This is a genomic window from Saccharopolyspora antimicrobica (assembly GCF_003635025.1).
Taxonomy (GTDB): domain Bacteria; phylum Actinomycetota; class Actinomycetes; order Mycobacteriales; family Pseudonocardiaceae; genus Saccharopolyspora; species Saccharopolyspora antimicrobica.
The window spans coordinates 1,339,343-1,356,704 of sequence record NZ_RBXX01000002.1; the positions used below are offsets into that span (position 1 = coordinate 1,339,343).

Below are 17,362 nucleotides of genomic sequence, written 5' to 3' on the forward strand. Positions count from 1 at the left end.
GGTCTCGGGGTTTACCCGGAGATTCGGACATCTTTCCGACCTGAAGATCAACAGCTCGATCGCGGGGTAGGGTCGGCGGAGCGTTGCGTTCCGGGCGAGGGGTGGCAGGTGCAGGTCGACACAGCAGTACCCGCGGCGGCGCGGTCCGGGCGGGCGCCCACCTGGGACATCGGCACCGAGACGCTGCTGTGGACCGATCCGCCCGCGCGCAGCGCGCACCGCTTCGTCCCCGGCCGCACCGATCACGCGATGGAGCTCCCGCAGCAGGTCAGCGCGGCGAAGACGCGCAGCCTCGGCGGTCTGGCACTGCACCTGACCGAGGGCATCGCGCTGTTCGACTCCACCGGATCGCACCGCACCTGGCTGGTCTACTGGGCGCGCGAAGGCGTCCAGGCGGGCGCGACCGCGATCGACGCCAAGGGCCGGTTGTGGGCGACGACGCTGGGTGCCGACGGCTGGCTGGCGCGGGTCACCGGCGACGGCTCGGCGAGCATCGTGCTGCGCGGCCTGCCCGCGGCCAACGGCATCGCGTGGAGCCCGGACAGCACCCGCATGTACCTGACCGACGGTTCCGGGCGCATCGACGTGCTGGACTTCGACCTCGACTCCGGCCAGTGCGGCGAGCGCCGCCCGCTGTGCGAGATCGACGGCGAGCCCGGCGGGCTGGCCGTGGACGCCGACGGACGGCTCTGGGTCGCGATCGCCGACCGCGGCGAAATCCGCTGCTACACCGCCGAAGGCGCGCTGGAGCGGACGATCCCGCTGCCGGCCCAGCGCCCGACGGACTGCTGCTTCGGCGGCCCGGACCTGACGCACCTCTACATCACCTCGGCGACCGACGGCGTCGCCGACCCCACCGAGGCGGACGGCTCGGTGCTGATCATCTGGAACCTGGCTTCCGGCCTGCGCCCCCACTCCTTCGCCGGCTGACCCCGGAGCTCCCGACGCGATCCCCCGGCCTCCCGACGCGATTTCAATGGAAATCGGACGTCTGATTTCCATTGAAATCGCGCCGGGACGGCGTGTCGCACCCCGACACGCCGACTGCGTGTCGGGATCACGCAATTTCAATTGAAATCGTGCATCTGATTTCCATTGAAATCGCGTACCGCACCGGACCGGTGCGACGGTTCCCTCAGGCCCAGAGCTGGCCTTCGAGGCGTTGGGCCGCTTCGTCGATGGTTCCGCTGTAGGCGCCGGTGGAGAGGTACTTCCAGCCCGCGTCGGCCACCACGAAGGCGATGTCCGCCGATTCGCCGTCGGCCGCGGCCTTCTCCGCGATCGTCAGCGCCGCGTGCAGCACTCCGCCCGTGGAGATGCCCGCGAAGATGCCCTCGGACTCCAGCAGCTGCCGGGTGCGGCGCAGCGCGTCGTAGGAACCCACCGAGAAGCGGCGGGTCAGCACGTCCGGGTCGTACAGCTCCGGCACGAAGCCCTCGTCGAGGTTGCGCAGGCCGTACACCAGCTCGCCGTAGCGCGGTTCGGCCGCGACGATCTGCACGCCCGGCTTCTGCTGCCGCAGGTAGCGGCCGACGCCGACCAGCGTTCCGGTGGTGCCCAGGCCCGCCACGAAGTGCGTGACGGTCGGCAGGTCGCGCAGGATCTCCGGGCCGGTGGTGGTGAAGTGCGCCTCGGCGTTGGCCGGGTTGCCGTACTGGTAGAGCATCACCCAGTCCGGGTTCTGCTCGGCCAGCTCCTTGGCCATCGCGACGGCCTGGTTGGAGCCGCCGGCGGCCGGCGAGGAGATGATCCGCGCGCCGTAGGCCTGCAGCAGCTGGCGGCGCTCCTCGGAGGTGTTCTCCGGCATCACGCAGACCAGGCCGTAGCCCTTGAGCTTGGCCGCCATGGCCAGCGAGATCCCGGTGTTGCCCGAGGTGGGCTCCAGGATCGTGCAGCCGGCGGTGAGGCGGCCCTCCTTCTCGGCGGCCTCGATCATGGCCAGCGCCGCCCGGTCCTTGATCGACCCGGTCGGGTTCCGGTCCTCCAGCTTCGCCCACAACCGGACGTCGGGAGCCGGCGACAGGTGCGGCAACCCCACCAGCGGGGTGTCACCGAGCGCGTCCAGCAACGAGTCGTACCGAGCCACGGCGCATCTCCTACTCACCGCATCGACAAAGACAATTATCCGCCGCGCCTGACCGGCGGCAAAGCCAGCAGCGGCGAGCCGAGCCGCACATCAGCCACCGTCAGGCAAGCGGCGAAGCCGCTTTCGGCGGTCAACTGCAACCGCGATGTCTCACCGCGTCCAGCTCCAGCAGCGGCCGCATGCGCCGCAGGCGCATAGCCCACCTGCGGCACTTGCACCGCCGCGGGTTCTCAGAGGCTCTCTCGCGAGGACAGCCCGGACGCCGCGTATCCGTTCATACTCAAGTCCGGGATCCTGGAGTCGAGAAAGCCTCTGAGGTTCCGCTACCCGCACCGCTGCAGCGTCTTAAAGCTCAGCCACCCGCAACAGCCGGGAGGATGGTCAGGTTGTCGCCGTCGGCGACCTTGGCCTCCAGGCCACCCGCGAAGCGGACGTCCTCGTCGTTGACGTAGAGGTTGATGAACCGGTGCAGGCTGCCTTCCTTGACCAGCCGGTCCTTCAGGCCGCCGTAGTTGGTGTCGAGGTCGTTGATGACCTCGGCGACCGTGCTGCCCTCGGCCTGCACCGACTTCTCGCCACCGGTGTGGGTGCGCAGGATGGTGGGGATCGAAACCTTCACTGCCATGGGAAAACCTCCTGTCCACAGAGGACTATCGTGGGAAACGGGGACGCGGAACACCGGCACGGGGCCGCGGCTCAGTCGCGGTCGGGGACCTCGTCGCCGCCGGTGTGGGCGAACATGTACGACTCGACGACCTCCACCGGCTCCTCGGTGACCTCGCCATCGAGGATCCGGTAGGAGCGCAGCTCATGGGTCTTCGGGTCCCTGGTGGACACGAGCACGTAGTGCGCGTTGGGCTCCGAGGCGTAGGAGATGTCGGTGCGCGACGGGTAGGCCTCGGTCGAGGTGTGCGAGTGGTAGATGACCACCGGCTCCTCGTCGTTGGCGTCCATCTCCCGCCACACCTTCAGGTGCTCACCGGAGTCGAACCGGTAGAAGGTGGGCGAGCGCTCCGCGTTGATCATCTCGACCAGGCGTTCCGGCCGGTCCGACCCTTCCGGACCGGCGATCACACCGCACGCCTCGTCCGGGTGGTCCCGTCGGGCATGCGCGACCATCGCATCCACGAGGTCGCGTCGGATCACCAGCACAGCAGCCATCCTAATAGGTGGAGCACCGGCCTCCCACGATGTGAAATCGCGGTTACCGGCGCGAGTCTTCTCAATCGTGCGCAAACGCAGCACCACGATGGTTCATTCCCGGGCCGAGGGATAGAGCCGCGTGTACGAAGTCACCTCGTCGACGGGTTCCGCGGCGAGCATCCCGCGCACGATCGCCCGCGCCACCACGTCGGCGGCAGCCGCGCTGACCTGGTCCAACCGCGCGGACCAGCCCTCCTCCCCCGGCGCGGGCAGCGCCGCCCCGGTGCCGGTGGCCAGCGCGAACATGGTGTCGCCGTCGACCAGCAGGTGGGCGGGCCGCACGGCGCGGGCCAGCGCGTCCTGGGCGGCCACCGCGAGCCGCCGGCACTCGGCCTTGGACAGCCGCAGATCGGTGGCGACCACGCCGATCGTGGTGTTGAGCGGGCGGTCGACCGGGCCGTGCCGACCTGGGCGGGAGCCGAACAGCGGCCGGGCCGCGTCGATCTCCGCCTGCTCGGGTCGCCGCAGGCCGGGCGTGGGGATCCACGGCAGGCCGGTGTCCGGATCGATGGCCGAGCCCGCGGCGTTGACCGCCACCAGCGCACCGATCGTGGTGCCGTCCGGCAGCACGGTGCTCGCGGTGCCGATGCCGCCCTTGACGCAGCCCACGACCGCACCGGTACCGGCCCCGACGTTGCCCTCCCGCGTCTCGGTGCGCGTCGCGCGCTGGCACGCGCGGTAGCCGAACTCGGCGTCCGGGCGGTTTCCCCAGTCGTTCATCGGCAGGTCGAAGATCACCGCGCCGGGTACCACCGGGACCACGTGCGCCGGGTCGGGGCTGATGCGCACGCCGTGGCCCCGCTCGCCGAGCCAGCGCATCGCACCGTCGGCGGCGGCGAGCCCGTAGGCGCTCCCACCGGTGAGCACGATGCCGTGGATCTTCTGCACCAGGTGGCTGGGTTCGAGGACGTCCGTCTCGCGCGTCCCCGGACCGCCGCCGCGGACGTCGACCGACGCGCTAGCGCCCTCGGGCACCAGCACCGCGGTCGTCCCGGTCGCCCAGTGCGGATCGAGCCGCTGCTCGTGCCCGACCAGCACGCCGCCGACGTCGACGAGCGCGTCCCGCTCACCTGCTCCCATACCGCCTCCCCGGATCGCCAGGGGCCAACGTTAACCGTGGTGCAGGTGTGCTCAGGCGGGTTCGAGGCACAATTTCAATTGAAATCAGAGGTCTGATTTCAATTGAAATCGCGTCCGGATCAGGACATGAGGGCGGTGACCAGGCTGTCCTGGACCCAGGTGAGCCACTGGTAGACGCCCAGGTGCTCGCGGCGCAGGTCGTCCTCGGGCAGCTCGTCGGGCATGTCCTCGTCCACGTCCAGCGCCGTGCCCAGCGCCAGGCGGACGTCGTTGAGCGCCGTCAGCCAGCCGTCCGCCTGCTCACCGGTCAGCTTCACCCGGCCGCCGCTCGCCGGACAGGTGTCCAGCACCAGCTGCGCCGCGCCGGTCTTGGCCTCCAGCAGCGTCGGCTCGTGCAGCGAGCGCATCGCGCCCGCCGCGTCGGTCTGCTCCTCGTCGGTCTCACCGGTGATCGGGTCGCGGCGGTAGAAGTCCGGCAGCAGCCGCGCCAGCACCGGGTCCTCGGGCGCCGTCGTCGGGCCGGTGCGGATGCCGGTCAGCTCGGCGAGCTCGTCGACCGGCGCCTCGTCGGACCGCGCGGTGAGCATGTCCTTGATCTGCCCGACCAGGCCCCGGATGACGGCCGCTTCCTGCTGCGCCAGCTCCGCCTGCACGTGCCCGTTCTCGCGAGTCCAGCCGTCCACTCAGGAATCCTTCTGCATCGTGGCCCACAGGCCGGCGGCGTGCAGCTTCGCCACGTCGCCCTCGACCTTCTCCTTGGAACCCGAGGACACCACCGCCCTGCCCTTGTGGTGCACGTCCAGCATGAGCTTCGTCGCGTGGTCCCGGGTGTAACCGAAGATCCTCTGCAGCACGTACGTGACGTAGGACATGAGGTTGACCGGGTCGTTCCACACCACGGTCACCCACGGCTTGTCCTCGGTGCCGAGCACATCCGGTTCGAGTTGCGCGCGCTCGATTTCAGCGGGCGAGGTCATGCCCCCATCGTTGCACGCGACCGTCACAGCAGTGTCGACCACGTGCTCGCCCGCGCGAATGGCGCAACGGCGGAGGCCACCCGGCCGCACGGCGCTTGCCCCGCTCCGGGCGGCGGCAACTGATCGGAGACCACGTAATCTCTGCTCCATGAGCACCAGCACTGCGCTGCTTACGGATCACTACGAGCTGACGATGCTCTCCAGCGCGCTGCGCGACGGCACCGCGCACCGGCCGTGCACCTTCGAGGTGTTCACGCGGCGGCTGCCGGACGGCCGGCGCTACGGGGTCACCGGCGGCACCGGGCGGGTGCTCGACGCGATCGAGAACTTCACCTTCGGCGAGGCCGAGCTGGCGCAGCTCGCCGAGCACCGGGTGGTCGACGAGGCGACCCTGGCGTGGCTGCGCGACTACCGGTTCCAGGGCCAGGTCGACGGCTACCCGGAGGGCGAGCTGTACTTCCCGGGCTCGCCGCTGCTGACCGTGCGCGGCACCTTCGCCGAGGCCGTGGTGCTGGAGACGCTGGTGCTGTCGATCCTCAACCACGACAGCGCGATCGCCGCGGCCGGAGCGCGGATGGTCTCGGCCGCCAACGGCAGGCGGATCATCGAGATGGGCTCGCGGCGCACCCACGAGGAGTCCGCGGTGGCCTCGGCCCGCGCCGCCTACCTCGCCGGGTTCACCGCCACCTCGAACCTGGAGGCCGGCCGCCGCTACGGGATCCCCACCGCGGGCACCGCGGCGCACGCCTTCACGCTGCTGCACGACTCCGAGCGCTCGGCCTTCGAATCGCAGATCGCGGCGCTGGGCACGGGCACGACGCTGCTGGTGGACACCTACGACATCACCCGCGGCATCGAGCTGGCGGTGGAGGTCGCGGGCCCGGAGCTGGGCGCGGTGCGCATCGACTCCGGTGACGTCGGGGTGCTGGCCCGGCAGGCCCGCGAGCAGCTCGACGCGCTGGGCGCCATGAACACCCGGATCGTCGTCTCCGGCGATCTCGACGAGTACGCCATCGCCGCCCTGCGCGCCGAGCCGGTCGACGGCTACGGCGTCGGGACCGCGCTGGTCACCGGCTCCGGGGCGCCGACGGCGGAGATGGTCTACAAGCTGGTGGAGGTCGAGGGCCGCCCGGTCGCCAAGCGCAGCTCGCACAAGGAGTCCCGCGGTGGCCGCAAGGCAGCGGTGCGCCGGTACAAGGACACCGGGACGGCGGTGGAGGAGGTCATCTTCCAGACCGCACCAGGTGCGTCCGAGCCGGTGCTCGGCCCGCACGACCGGTTCCTGCAGATCCCGCTGATCCGCGACGGCAAGCGCGTCGCGGACCTGCCCACCCTGGAGGACGACCGCCAGCGGCTCCGGCACGCGCTGGTCACGCTGCCCTGGGAGGGCCTCAAGCTCTCCCACGGCGAACCGGCCATCCCGACCACCTTCCACACCGCCTGACCAACGGCCAGAATGACGAATGCGGATATCGCCTTGCGTGGCGGTGCGGGTGGCGGAACCTCAGCGCCCGCCTGGACTGCGGGTGCCCGGCCTGATGTATGACCAATGCACGGCGGCCGGGCCGTCCTCGCCAGGCGAACGCTGAGAACCCGCGGCGGTGCGAGCTGCGAGGGTGGGTTATGCGCCTGGCGGCGCATGCGACACCTTCCGACCGATGCCGGACATGCGTCGCAGTCACTGTTCGCCGCAGAAGGCGGCTGGACCGCGCACCCTGAAGAACTGCTCAATCCGTTGCGAACCGAGGAGCCGTGATGACCAAGGCGCTGATCATCGTCGACGTGCAGAACGACTTCTGCGAGGGTGGCGCGCTCGCGGTGGCGGGCGGGGCGGACGTGGCCGCGGCGATCTCGCAGTACCTCGCCGGGTTCGACCACGACCACGTGGTGGCCACCCGCGACTACCACATCGACCCGGGAGCGCACTTCAGCGACGAGCCGGACTTCGTGCGCACCTGGCCGCGGCACTGCGTCGCGGGCACGCCCGGCGCGGCGTTCCACCCGGCGCTGGACGTGGGCCCGGTGGAGGCGGTGTTCTCCAAGGGCCAGTACAGCGCCGGCTACTCGGGCTTCGAGGGCATCGACTCCCGCGACCGGCCGCTGCACGACTGGCTGGTCGAGCGCGGCGTGCGCCGGGTCGACGTGGTGGGCATCGCCACCGACCACTGCGTCCGCGCGACGGCCCTGGACGCGGTGCGCCAGGGCATGGAGACCTCGGTCCTGCTGGAGCTGACGGCCGGGGTGTCCCGCGAAACCGTCGACGCGGCGCTCACCGAACTCGACGCAGCGGGCGTGAACCTCATCGGCGAACCCGTGGTCCGGTAGTAATTCAGTCGCCTTCCCGTGGTGTGATCGGGAAGGCTCACGTGCATGGTTTCAGGACTGCAGAACATCGCGATCGACTGCGCCGACGCCTACGGGCTCGCCCGGTTCTGGAGCGAGGTGACCGGCCGTCCGGTGCATCCGGAGTCCCAGCCGGGCGATGAGGAGACCGAGGTGCTGCTGGCGGAGGGGCCGGTGCTGCACTTCAACCAGGTGTCCGAGCCGAAGACGATCAAGAACCGGCTCCACCTGTGCCTGCGCCCGGAGTCCTCGCGCGAGCAGGAGGTGGAACGGCTGCTGAGCATCGGCGCCACCCTGGTCGACGACCGCCGCAACCCCGACGGTTCGGGCTGGGCGGTGCTCGCCGATCCCGAGGGCAACGAGTTCTGCGTCCTGCGCAGCGCCGCCGAACGGGCCGCGATGGAGTCCTGAGCTCAGCGGAGCAGGTGCGCCCGGAGATCGAGATTCTTCGGCGCAGAACGGTGGTTGCGGGTACGCGACCGCAGTCGGAACCATGTCGAGGCTGCTCCCGTCCCAGGCACTGGATTCACCTCTGGAACGGAGCACAGCGCCGCATGAGCGACCTCTACGAGATCTCCATCAACGACAGGACCGGCGCCACCGTCGGCGGCCGCGTCTACGCGATCAACCCCGACGCGGGCTATTTCCCGACTTCTGCGGACTTCCCGATGCGGATGCTCATCGAGTCGCACGGAGCCTTCTACGCCCCCAGCCGGTTCTGGTCCGACGACGAGACGAAGGAAGAGCTCGAAGCGCTGGGGCAGCTCGACCGGTCCGGGGACGATCCGGTCGCCTTCACCGAGCGGCTCGACCGGATCATCAAGTCCTACGAAGTGGGCGAACCGCACAACCTGCCGCCCTGCTGGGAGAACTCCGACGACATCTCCGGGACTTCCATCGCGGACTACCCCTACGTGGAGTTCACGCTCACCGTGCACGACCCCCGCTACGTCGCACACCTGTCACGCGGCCGGCGATGGCGGACGACGATCTACAGCGACTTCTACAAAGGCCCGCTCCTCGGAGCGTGAGTCGGCACGTCGCCTCCCACCATCCGGGGGCATCGGGGCTCGTGGACGGGGGCGCGCGGTAGTTTCTCAAGGTGCCCACCTCTGTCCCGCGATGGTCCGACCCGGTTGCGTTCGAGCCCGACGAAGACGACGTGCTCCCACCGGAGATCGCCGACGACCTGGCGCGGGCGGGCAAGGCCGCACGGGACGAGCCCGCGCTTCCGATCGCCGCCAAGGCCAAGCAGGACATCCCGGATCTGCCGACGCTGCTGAAGGTCGCGATCGAGGCCGTCGGCGGCGTGCCGCGAGAGGGCCAGACGCGGATGGCCGAGGCCGTTCAGCACTCCATCGGCACCGGTGAGCACTTGGCCGTGCAGGCCGGGACCGGAACCGGGAAGTCGCTGGCGTACCTGGTACCGGCGATCCGGCACGCCGTCGCCGAGCACACCACGGTCGTCGTGTCCACCGCGACCATCGCCCTGCAGCGCCAGCTGGTCGACCGCGACCTGCCGCGCCTGGCCGACGCGCTCGCCGACTCGCTGGGGCGGCGGCCGACGTTCGCGATCCTCAAGGGCCGCCGCAACTACCTGTGCCTGAACCGGGTGCACGGCAACGCCCCGGATGAGCCCGACGAGGGCGCGCTGTTCGACGCCTTCGCCGCTTCCGCGCTGGAGCGGCAGATCAAGCGCCTGCAGGAGTGGTCGACCGAGACCGAGACCGGCGACCGCGACGAGCTGGTGCCCGGCGTCACCGACCAGGCCTGGCGGCAGCTGTCGGTCACCGCCAAGGAATGCCTCGGCGTGCACCGCTGCCCGGTCGGCGTGGACTGCTTCGCCGAACGCGCCCGCGCCGAGGCCGGGCGCGCGGACATCGTGGTGACCAACCACGCGCTGCTGGCCATCGACGCGCTCGACGACCGCCCGGTGCTTCCGGAGCACGACGTGGTGCTGGTCGACGAGGCCCACGACCTGGTGGACCGGGTGACCTCGGCAGCCACCGGCGAGCTCGCCGCGACCGCGGTGCGGCTCGCCGCTCGCCGCTGCGGGCGGGCCATCGACGAGGAGACCGCCGACCGGTTGGCCGAAGCCTCCGAAGGCCTGGACCTCGTGCTGCAGGCCGCGACCCCGGGTCGGCTGGAGGAGCTCCCGCAGGACCTCGGCGGCGCCCTGACAGCGGTGCGGGACTCGGCGTGGGCCTGCATCAACGCGCTCGGCCCGGAGCGCAAGGAGGACACCGAGGGCAACACCGCGCGCAAGCTCGCGCACGCCATCACCGAGGAGGTCCACGACACCGCGGTGCGGCTGCTCGAAGCGTTCGACGACGAGAAGCAGCTCGAAGTCGTGTGGATCGCGGCGGACCCGAACCGGCCGCCGACCATCCGCATCGCGCCGATCGGCGTCGGCGGGCTGCTCCGCGAGCGGCTGTTCGGCCAGCGCACCACCGTGCTGACCTCGGCGACGCTGGCGCTCGGCGGCTCGTTCGACACGCTGGCCCGGCAGTGGGGCCTGCCCGCGCAGCAGCGGTCCCAGCCGGTGGCCGGGATGGCCACCGTCAAGGAAGCCCCGTCGGACACCGGCGGGCTGAAGTGGACCGGCCTGGACGTGGGCTCGCCGTTCGAGCACCAGCGCAGCGGCATCCTCTACATCGCCCGGCACCTGCCGCCGCCGGGCCGCGACGGGCTGCCGGCGGAGTACCTGGACGAGCTGACCGAGCTGGTGCAGGCGGCGGGCGGCCGCACACTGGGCCTGTTCTCCTCGATGCGAGCGGCCAAGCAGGCCAGCGAGGAACTGCGCAAGCGCCTCTCGACGCCGGTGCTGTGCCAGGGCGAGGACACCACGGCGCTGCTGGTCCGCCAGTTCTCCGAAGACCCGGCGACCTCGCTGTTCGGCACCCTGTCGCTGTGGCAGGGCGTGGACGTGCCGGGCGATTCGCTGCAACTGGTGGTGATGGACCGCATCCCGTTCCCGCGCCCGGACGACCCGCTCGCCTCGGCCCGCCAGAAGGCGGTGTCCGAGCACGGCGGCAACGGCTTCCTCACGGTCGCCGGAACCCACGCGGCGCTGCTGCTCGCCCAAGGCGCGGGGCGCCTTCTGCGCGCACCGAACGACCGAGGCGTGATCGCGGTCCTGGACCCGCGCCTGGCGACGGCCCGCTACAGCGGCTTCCTCCGCTCCTCGCTCCCCCCGTTCTGGACCACCCACGACCCCAAGGTCGTCCGAGGCGCCCTCCAACGCCTCACCGGCACCGCCACGACCTGACACCGCACCCTCCGTCGGTGCTCCTCCCGCAGGTGACGATGCGATTTCAATGGAAATCGGACCTTCGATTTCAATGGAACTTGCGGACCGTCGGCGTGTCGGACCCCGACACGCCCGACGGCTGCGGGCGTCCTCCGCAATTTCAATGGAAATTTGATGTCCAATTTCCATTGAAATTGCGGAAGTCCACACCGACGACGACTTCCCCAGGTGTGTTGCGTCGCGCACCCGGCGCGCCGGGAGTCCACCGGCGAGGCCGGATCGCGGGCGCCGCAGCCCTCCTCGGTACGCCGCGGCGTGACGGACTACTCCTCGCGGCGTGACGAACGCGCGGAGAGAAGGACGACTCTTCGCGGCGTGACGGACGACTCTTCGCGGAGTGGTGGGTCTTGTGGGTGGTCGACAACTCGGCGTTGGGCTTTCTGTTCTGGCCGGGGTGCCGGGTAGGTTGGTGCAGTCGCGCCGATCGGGCCGCAGTGGCGCTGCCCGCCCCTGGTCACAGGGCTGCAAGCGGACGACGGGGTTCGGGTCGGCCGCGACCTCGCACCCGGTGTCGGCGCTCGTCGGCGAATGTTGTCGATCAACTGCTAGGAGACGTCGTGTCCGCACCACGCCAAACCGCGCCCGCCGCGAACCTGGCCCGGACTGTGGTCTTCGCCGCGTTCATCGCCGTCCTCGGCATCTTCCCGGGCTTCTACCTCGGCGGTGCGGCGGTGCCGATCGTGCTGCAGAACATGGGACCGCTCCTGGCGGGCAGCATCCTCGGCGCCCGCCGCGGCGGCGCATCGGTGCTGCTGTTCCTGGCGCTGGTAGCGATCGGGCTGCCGCTGCTGTCGGGCGGCCGCGGCGGCATCGCCCCGTTCGTCGGCCCGAGCGGCGGTTTCGTGCTCGGCTGGGTGCTGTCGGCGGTGGTGGTCGGCCTGATCGTGCAGCTGGCCCCGAAGCCGACGCTGCTGGTGCTGCTGGTTGCCAACCTCGCCGGTGTCGCCGTGGACTACCTGATCGGCATCCCGTACTGGGGCCTGATGATCGGCGACCTCGGCGCGGCCGCGGCGCAGTCGCTGGTGTTCGTGCCCGGTGACCTGGTGAAGCTGGTCGCCGTCTCGCTGGTCGCCGTCGCCGTGCACCGCGCCGTCCCGTCGGCGCTGACCGGCACAGCGCGCCGCGCGCCCATCGAGAGCTGACCGTGCTCCCGATCCTCGGCCGCTCCCCCGCTTCGCGGGTCGCGCACTCCGACGCGACGCTCGACGCCGCGGAGCTGCTCGCCCGCGCTCGCAGCGCTGCGCGGCTGCTGCGCCCGGGCTCACGCGTCGCGCTCGACGGCGGGAGCGCGCTGACGCGCTTGACCCACTTCCTCGGCGCGGACCTCGCGGGCTGCGCCACGCTCCTCCTGGAGCCGACGTGGACCGAGCGCGAGCGCTCCGCCGTCCTCGCCGACGCAGCGCCGCACATGGTGCTCGACCTGACCGATGGGGCGTTTTCGCGCGAAAACGCGCCAACCCACGCGTGTCCGACGCCGATTTCGCGCGAAAACGCCCAAGACCCACCGCACAACGCCCCGTTCTATCTCCCCACCACCTCCGGCAGCAGCGGCCGCCCGAAGGTGCTGATCCGCTCCCGCGACTCCTGGCTGCGAAGCTTCGACGCCCTGGACCTCGGGCTGACGCAGCAGGACCGAGTGCTGATCCCGGGCCCGCTGAGCTCGTCGCTCTTCCTCTTCGGCGCCCTGCACGCGCTGCACGCGGGCGCGGATGTGCACCTGCTCGACCGCTGGTCCGCCCACGACGCGGCAGCCGCCGCCCGGCACGCCACCGTGGTCCACCTGGTGCCCGCGATGCTGGCCGCACTGCTGTCCACTTTGGATCGCTACCCGGTCCTGCGGGCCGAATGCTCGCTGCGGGTGGTGGTCTGCGCAGGCGCCCGGATGGATCTGGAGCTCGAAGAGCGGCTGGGCAAGGTTCTGCCGGGCTGCGAGCTGGTCGAGTACTACGGATCGGCCGAGCACTCGCTGATCGCGGTGCGGCGCGGCGGTCGGCTGCGGCCCGTCGTCGACGTCGAGGTGCGCGACACCGAGCTCCTGGTCCGCTCCGCGCTCATCTTCGACGGCTACCTGGAGAACGGCGCCCTCGTACCACCGAGCACCGATCAGGGCTGGTCAGCGGTGGGCGACCGCGCGATCCTGCACGAGGACGGTTCGCTGGAGATCCTGGGCCGCGCGAGCGCGGTGATCAATACCGGGGCGCGACTGGTCGGCGCGGAGGAGGTCGAGTCGGTGCTGCGCGGCGCGGACGGCGTGCTCGACGTCCTGGTCTCGGCCACCCCGCACCCCCGCTTCGGCGAGCTGGTCACGGCGGTGGTGGAGGTCGATCCGGCCGCTCCCCCGTCGCGGCGCGATCTGCGGGCGAGGGCGAGGCAGTCGCTGGAACCGGCCAAGCGCCCGCGACGCTGGCTGGCGGTGCGCGAACTGCCGAGGACCGCGTCCGGCAAACCGGCACGCGCACTGGTCGCGGAGCAGCTGCGCGCCGGCTCGTTCGAAGCGGAGGCACTGTGACCCCGGTGGTGATCGCGGCGCGGCGGACGCCGATCGGTGAAGCGGGCGGCGTTCTGCGCCACCTTCCGGTCGACCGGCTCGCCGCTCCGGTGCTGCGCGCCGCGCTGGACGACGTCGGCGTGACCACAGTGGACGATGTGGTTCTCGGGAACGTCCTCGGCCCGGGCGGGAACCCGGCCAGGGTGGCCGCGCTGCGAGCCGGGCTCGGCGAGCGCACTCCCGGCATGACGATCGACCGGCAGTGCGCGAGCGGCCTCACCGCGATCACCACCGCAGCAGCGCTGATCAGCGCCGGTGCCGGTGACTGGTTCCTCGCCGGTGGCGTGGAGAGCCCATCGACCGCGCCGTGGCGCGCGTGGCGCCCGCGCACCGCCACCGAACCGCCCCGCTTCTACCAGCGCGCCCCGTTCGCCCCGGCCGACATCGGCGATCCGGACATGGGCCCGGCGGCCGACCTGGTCGCGGCCGAGGCCGGGATCTCCCGCGAACGCCAGGACGCCTTCGCCGCCCGCAGCCACGCCCGCGCCGTCGCCGCACGCGAGGCCGGCCGGTTCGACGCCGAGTTGGTGCAGGTCAGCGGCACGATCGAGGACGAACGACCGCGCGCGAGGTTCACCGCCGAGCGGCTTGCCCGGTTCCGGCCCGCGTTCACCCCGGACGGCACGGCCACCGCGGCGAACTCCTGCGGGATCAACGACGGCGCGGCAGCCGTGCTGATCACCACCGAGGAGCAGCGCCGCAGGCTCGGCGTGCCCGGCCTGCGCCTGGTGGACTGGCGGACCTCGGGAGTCGACCCGAACCGCCTGGGCCTGGGCGCGGTGCCCGCGATGCGGGAGCTGCTTGAGCGCCACGACCCGGAGGTGGTCGAGTTCAACGAGGCCTTCGCCGGGCAGACGCTGGCCTGCCTGGACGCCGCGGGTATCGACGAGCAGCTGGTCAGCCCGGACGGCGGTGCCATCGCGCTCGGCCACCCGTGGGGTGCGTCGGGAGCGGTGCTGGTGGTGCGGCTGTTCAGCCGGATGGTCCGCGCCGACGGGCCGCGCACCGGCCTGGCCGCGCTGTCGTCCGGTGGCGGGCTCGGGGTGGCGACGATGTGGGAGCGAGTGGGTTGATCGAGTTCGAGGACGTCGGGCACAGCTACGACGAGCGCACCGTGCTGGACGGCGTGAACCTGCGGCTGGACGAGCAGCGCGTGGCGTTCGTGGGCGCGAACGGATCCGGCAAGTCCACGCTGGCCCGCATGATCAACGGACTGGTGCACCCGACCAGCGGCCGGGTGCTCGTCGACGGAGTCGACTCGGCCCGCAACGGCCGCGCGGTGCGACGTCGCGTCGGCTTCGTCTTCACCCACCCGGACAGCCAGATCGTGATGCCCACGGCAGGCGAGGACGTCGCGTTCTCGCTGCGCAAGCAGGGCCTGTCCAAGGCGGAGCGGCAGCGCCGCGCGGCCGAAGTGCTGGCCCAGCACGGCCTGGCGGGCTACGCCGAGCACCCGACGCACCAGCTCTCCGGCGGGCAGAAGCAACTGCTCGCGCTGTGCTCGATGCTGGTCCTGGACCCGGACGTGCTGGTCTGCGACGAGCCGACGACGCTGCTCGACCTGCGCAACAAGCGGCACTTCACCGAGGTCCTGGCCGGACTCCGCCAGCAGGTCGTGCTGGTCACCCACGACCTGGACCTGCTGGAGGACTTCGACCGCGTGGTCGTCCTGGAAGCGGGCAAGGTGGTCGCCGACGACGAGCCCGCCCCGGCGGTCCGGTACTACCGGGAGCTGATCGGATGAACCCGCTGGGCCTGTACGAACCGGGCACCAGCACCGTGCATCGGGCCCCGGCGGGCTGGAAGTTCCTGGCACTGCTGGTGTTCGCGGTAGTGATCTTCGTGCTGAACTCGCCGCTGGCACTGGCTTCTTCCGCGCTGGCGGTCGTCCTGGCCTACGTGCTGGCCCGCATCCCCGCACGCCGCTGCTGGCAGATCTCCCGCCTGCTGATCCCGCTGCTCGCGGTGGTGTTCCTGCTGCAGTGGTGGATGCTCGGCCTCGACAGCGCGGCGGTGGTCTGCCTGCGCCTGCTGACCGCACTCGGCGCGGCGAACCTGTTCACCCTGACGACCCGCGTCGACGACCTGGTCAGCGCGGTGGAACGAGGCCTGCGCCCCACCCGCCGCCTGGGAGTCCGCCCGGAGCGGATCGGCCTGCTGGTAGGCCTGACCCTGCAAGCGGTAGCGGCCCTGTCGACGATCGCGACCCAGGTCCGCGAAGCCCAACGAGCCCGCAACGCGGAGCGCTCGATCTCGGCCTTCGCGGTCCCGTTCCTGGTCAGAACCCTCCGCCACGCCGACGACCTGGGCGAAGCCCTGGCCGCCCGAGGAGTCGGAGACGACGAAACCAGGACTTAAGACCCTGGTGCGAAGTGGCAGCCCCTGGGCATGCTGATGGGTACCGGGGAAACCCGGCGACCGGCCCGAGGATGCAGTGGCCTTGACGACCATCAGGCCGCCAAAGACCTAGCAATCGCTAGATTGCAAAACATTCTCGGGCCCGGCCTATGTCTGGGGTCCGTAGCCCTCACGCACTCACCACGACCCGATCGTCGGCCGTCCAGCGCGGATACCAGCGAAGCTTCCTACTCGGCCCGATTCGGCGGTTCAGAACGATCAGCCACGGCAACCAGACGCTTCGCAGTCTGCCGGGTCCATTGGTTCGGCCATCGCGCTGCAGCCAGTTCGCGCACGCGCTCAAGGTGGCACTCCGTGGAACTTCGATTGACCAACCAGCGCATCGCCCGTTCCGCCCAGTACGGACTGCGACTCCGGAATGCCATGTCCAAAATTTCATCGACAGGCACGTTTGCTTGAATGACTACCGCAGGTAGACGATAGCGCGCAGCCGCATCTTCAAGCCGCTCCCGAAAAATAACTTCATCATCATCAAGAACCGTCAGCCATGATTGCGGAAGCGGCCGCCCTCGCGACACCATCCCCTCCAACCGACCCAGAACCCATTCGCCGCCTCTATCAACTCCGAGCCACATGCCAGTGTCACTGATCAAAACAATCGGAAGCCATGTCACGAACTCATCGCCGCTCCAGGTTTGACGAAATTCGTCATCATCAACTTGCGCGACCGACCTCGCAAGAGGATCACTCCCCATCACAGCCTCCCGGATCACCGAAAGCGAAGAAAATACGCAACCAATTCATCGCGATCAGTTCTGCAGATCACTCCAGCAGTGTACTCTCATCACCCTCCCCACGGCGTATGCGCAACTTCAAGACCATGCTCGCCCATAAACTCAATAAACTTCTGCCTGATCTCCGGCGTCCATTGATGCCCATAGTGACCAGACCATTCATTCGTCAAGAATTCGCCGTTCGGCCCGCGAGACAGTCGGCCACCGACCACATCGGACGGACTCCCACCGATTGATTCCCGAAGCCCATCGTGGCCGAGAATTCCTTGCTCGGATCCAGTCACGAACCTGTTCTGAACCGGATCAAACACAAAGTCACGCTCCCCCTTCGGGAAAAAGTTCTCGACGGCTCCGACCGATTTGACCCGGTCGCTCACTTCCAAAACTCCCGGAATCGGACCACTGCCCGGTAGCTTGGAATCGTCCGGGCACGGAGCCAGGCCGAACGGATCGATCTGGCGAGACGGATTCGAGACATAGCCCTGCGGCCGGGGACTTGCGGCAAGACCGAGCGGATCGTTGCTCGCGTAGCGGGCGGTGTTCGGGTCGTAGTGGCGGTGGTAGTTGTAGTTGAAGCCCGTTTCTGGGTCGTGGTATTGGCCTGGGAAGCGGAGTGGGGTGTACGCGGCGGCTCGGGGTTGGTCGGGTGTTACTCCCCAGAGG

19 protein-coding genes and 1 pseudogene are annotated in these 17,362 nt (G+C 70.3%); 11 read left to right on the forward strand and 9 right to left on the reverse strand.

Annotated features, from left to right (window positions below):
- The first annotated feature begins 108 nt into the window (after positions 1–108).
- On the forward strand, positions 109–930 hold the full coding sequence (locus ATL45_RS06785; protein WP_093157626.1) for an SMP-30/gluconolactonase/LRE family protein: 822 nt from the start codon (positions 109–111) through the stop codon (positions 928–930).
- Positions 931–1,135: 205 nt separating this feature from the next.
- Here ATL45_RS06785 and ATL45_RS06790 read toward each other — a convergent pair whose 3' ends face one another.
- The 6 genes from ATL45_RS06790 to clpS form a co-directional block, all read right to left on the reverse strand.
- The gene (locus ATL45_RS06790; RefSeq protein ID WP_093157624.1) at positions 1,136–2,086 is read right to left on the reverse strand and encodes a PLP-dependent cysteine synthase family protein; all 951 of its coding nucleotides are present in this window, start codon (positions 2,084–2,086) and stop codon (positions 1,136–1,138) included.
- A 352-nt stretch (positions 2,087–2,438) separates the two neighbouring features.
- Positions 2,439–2,711, reverse strand: a complete 273-nt coding sequence (locus tag ATL45_RS06795; protein WP_093157623.1) for a MoaD family protein — start codon at positions 2,709–2,711, stop codon at positions 2,439–2,441.
- A gap of 71 nt (positions 2,712–2,782) precedes the next feature.
- Positions 2,783–3,238 (reverse strand): M67 family metallopeptidase, encoded by a 456-nt coding sequence (locus ATL45_RS06800; protein ID WP_093157621.1) that lies wholly within the window; start codon positions 3,236–3,238, stop codon positions 2,783–2,785.
- A gap of 102 nt (positions 3,239–3,340) precedes the next feature.
- Entirely contained in the window at positions 3,341–4,369 is a 1,029-nt protein-coding gene (locus ATL45_RS06805) for a P1 family peptidase (RefSeq protein WP_093157620.1), read from the reverse strand.
- A 119-nt stretch (positions 4,370–4,488) separates the two neighbouring features.
- Positions 4,489–5,052, reverse strand: a complete 564-nt coding sequence (locus tag ATL45_RS06810) for a DUF2017 domain-containing protein (RefSeq protein ID WP_093157619.1) — start codon at positions 5,050–5,052, stop codon at positions 4,489–4,491.
- Positions 5,053–5,346, reverse strand: coding sequence for an ATP-dependent Clp protease adapter ClpS (gene clpS, locus ATL45_RS06815; protein ID WP_093157617.1), 294 nt, complete (start codon positions 5,344–5,346; stop codon positions 5,053–5,055).
- Positions 5,347–5,494: 148 nt separating this feature from the next.
- Between clpS and ATL45_RS06820 the strand changes: the two genes are divergently transcribed.
- The 10 genes from ATL45_RS06820 (at position 5,495) to ATL45_RS06865 (ending at position 15,905) form a co-directional block, all read left to right on the forward strand.
- Positions 5,495–6,790 carry a nicotinate phosphoribosyltransferase gene (locus ATL45_RS06820; RefSeq protein WP_093157616.1) on the forward strand — a complete coding sequence of 432 codons (1,296 nt, stop codon included), beginning with the start codon at positions 5,495–5,497 and terminating at the stop codon, positions 6,788–6,790.
- A 311-nt stretch (positions 6,791–7,101) separates the two neighbouring features.
- Positions 7,102–7,671, forward strand: coding sequence for an isochorismatase family protein (locus ATL45_RS06825; RefSeq protein WP_093157614.1), 570 nt, complete (start codon positions 7,102–7,104; stop codon positions 7,669–7,671).
- A gap of 45 nt (positions 7,672–7,716) precedes the next feature.
- On the forward strand, positions 7,717–8,100 hold the full coding sequence (locus ATL45_RS06830; RefSeq protein WP_093157613.1) for a VOC family protein: 384 nt from the start codon (positions 7,717–7,719) through the stop codon (positions 8,098–8,100).
- A gap of 143 nt (positions 8,101–8,243) precedes the next feature.
- Positions 8,244–8,720 (forward strand): hypothetical protein, encoded by a 477-nt coding sequence (locus tag ATL45_RS06835; RefSeq protein ID WP_093157611.1) that lies wholly within the window; start codon positions 8,244–8,246, stop codon positions 8,718–8,720.
- A 158-nt stretch (positions 8,721–8,878) separates the two neighbouring features.
- Positions 8,879–10,957: an ATP-dependent DNA helicase gene (locus ATL45_RS06840; protein WP_439332482.1), complete on the forward strand. Its 2,079-nt coding sequence runs from the start codon at positions 8,879–8,881 to the stop codon at positions 10,955–10,957.
- Between the two features lie 599 nt (positions 10,958–11,556).
- Positions 11,557–12,141 (forward strand): biotin transporter BioY, encoded by a 585-nt coding sequence (locus ATL45_RS06845; protein WP_170210184.1) that lies wholly within the window; start codon positions 11,557–11,559, stop codon positions 12,139–12,141.
- Positions 12,142–12,143: 2 nt separating this feature from the next.
- Positions 12,144–13,508 carry an AMP-binding protein gene (locus ATL45_RS06850; protein ID WP_246025195.1) on the forward strand — a complete coding sequence of 455 codons (1,365 nt, stop codon included), beginning with the start codon at positions 12,144–12,146 and terminating at the stop codon, positions 13,506–13,508.
- Entirely contained in the window at positions 13,505–14,620 is a 1,116-nt protein-coding gene (locus tag ATL45_RS06855) for a thiolase family protein (protein WP_093157607.1), read from the forward strand. The genes ATL45_RS06850 and ATL45_RS06855 overlap by 4 nt, the downstream gene beginning before the upstream one ends.
- The gene (locus ATL45_RS06860) at positions 14,617–15,291 is read left to right on the forward strand and encodes an energy-coupling factor ABC transporter ATP-binding protein (protein WP_093157605.1); all 675 of its coding nucleotides are present in this window, start codon (positions 14,617–14,619) and stop codon (positions 15,289–15,291) included. The genes ATL45_RS06855 and ATL45_RS06860 overlap by 4 nt, the downstream gene beginning before the upstream one ends.
- A complete protein-coding gene (locus ATL45_RS06865) occupies positions 15,288–15,905 on the forward strand; it encodes an energy-coupling factor transporter transmembrane component T family protein (RefSeq protein ID WP_093157604.1) in 618 nt (205 codons plus the stop codon). Before ATL45_RS06860 ends, ATL45_RS06865 begins: the two co-directional genes overlap by 4 nt.
- A gap of 227 nt (positions 15,906–16,132) precedes the next feature.
- Here ATL45_RS06865 and ATL45_RS38325 read toward each other — a convergent pair whose 3' ends face one another.
- From ATL45_RS38325 to ATL45_RS40360, 3 genes and pseudogenes are all read right to left on the reverse strand, one after another.
- Positions 16,133–16,660: a hypothetical protein gene (locus tag ATL45_RS38325; protein ID WP_143121737.1), complete on the reverse strand. Its 528-nt coding sequence runs from the start codon at positions 16,658–16,660 to the stop codon at positions 16,133–16,135.
- 89 nt (positions 16,661–16,749) lie between these two features.
- The gene (locus ATL45_RS39510; RefSeq protein WP_143121736.1) at positions 16,750–17,154 is read right to left on the reverse strand and encodes a polymorphic toxin type 43 domain-containing protein; all 405 of its coding nucleotides are present in this window, start codon (positions 17,152–17,154) and stop codon (positions 16,750–16,752) included.
- Positions 17,149–17,349, reverse strand: a pseudogene (locus ATL45_RS40360) (RHS repeat-associated core domain-containing protein); the annotation flags it as partial. The gene ATL45_RS39510 and the pseudogene ATL45_RS40360, both read right to left, overlap by 6 nt.
- Between the last annotated feature and the right edge of the window lie 13 nt (positions 17,350–17,362).

What these genes read in the sequence shown, in the direction of transcription:
- ATL45_RS38325 (WP_143121737.1), bottom strand. Translation starts at nt 16,660, where the DNA reads ATGGGGAGTGATCCTCTTGCGAGGTCGGTCGCGCAAGTTGATGATGAC.
- ATL45_RS06805 (WP_093157620.1), bottom strand. Translation starts at nt 4,369, where the DNA reads ATGGGAGCAGGTGAGCGGGACGCGCTCGTCGACGTCGGCGGCGTGCTG.
- clpS (WP_093157617.1), bottom strand. Translation starts at nt 5,346, where the DNA reads ATGACCTCGCCCGCTGAAATCGAGCGCGCGCAACTCGAACCGGATGTG.
- ATL45_RS06835 (WP_093157611.1), top strand. Translation starts at nt 8,244, where the DNA reads ATGAGCGACCTCTACGAGATCTCCATCAACGACAGGACCGGCGCCACC.
- ATL45_RS06865 (WP_093157604.1), top strand. Translation starts at nt 15,288, where the DNA reads ATGAACCCGCTGGGCCTGTACGAACCGGGCACCAGCACCGTGCATCGG.
- ATL45_RS06825 (WP_093157614.1), top strand. Translation starts at nt 7,102, where the DNA reads ATGACCAAGGCGCTGATCATCGTCGACGTGCAGAACGACTTCTGCGAG.
- ATL45_RS06820 (WP_093157616.1), top strand. Translation starts at nt 5,495, where the DNA reads ATGAGCACCAGCACTGCGCTGCTTACGGATCACTACGAGCTGACGATG.
- ATL45_RS06795 (WP_093157623.1), bottom strand. Translation starts at nt 2,711, where the DNA reads ATGGCAGTGAAGGTTTCGATCCCCACCATCCTGCGCACCCACACCGGT.
- ATL45_RS06830 (WP_093157613.1), top strand. Translation starts at nt 7,717, where the DNA reads ATGGTTTCAGGACTGCAGAACATCGCGATCGACTGCGCCGACGCCTAC.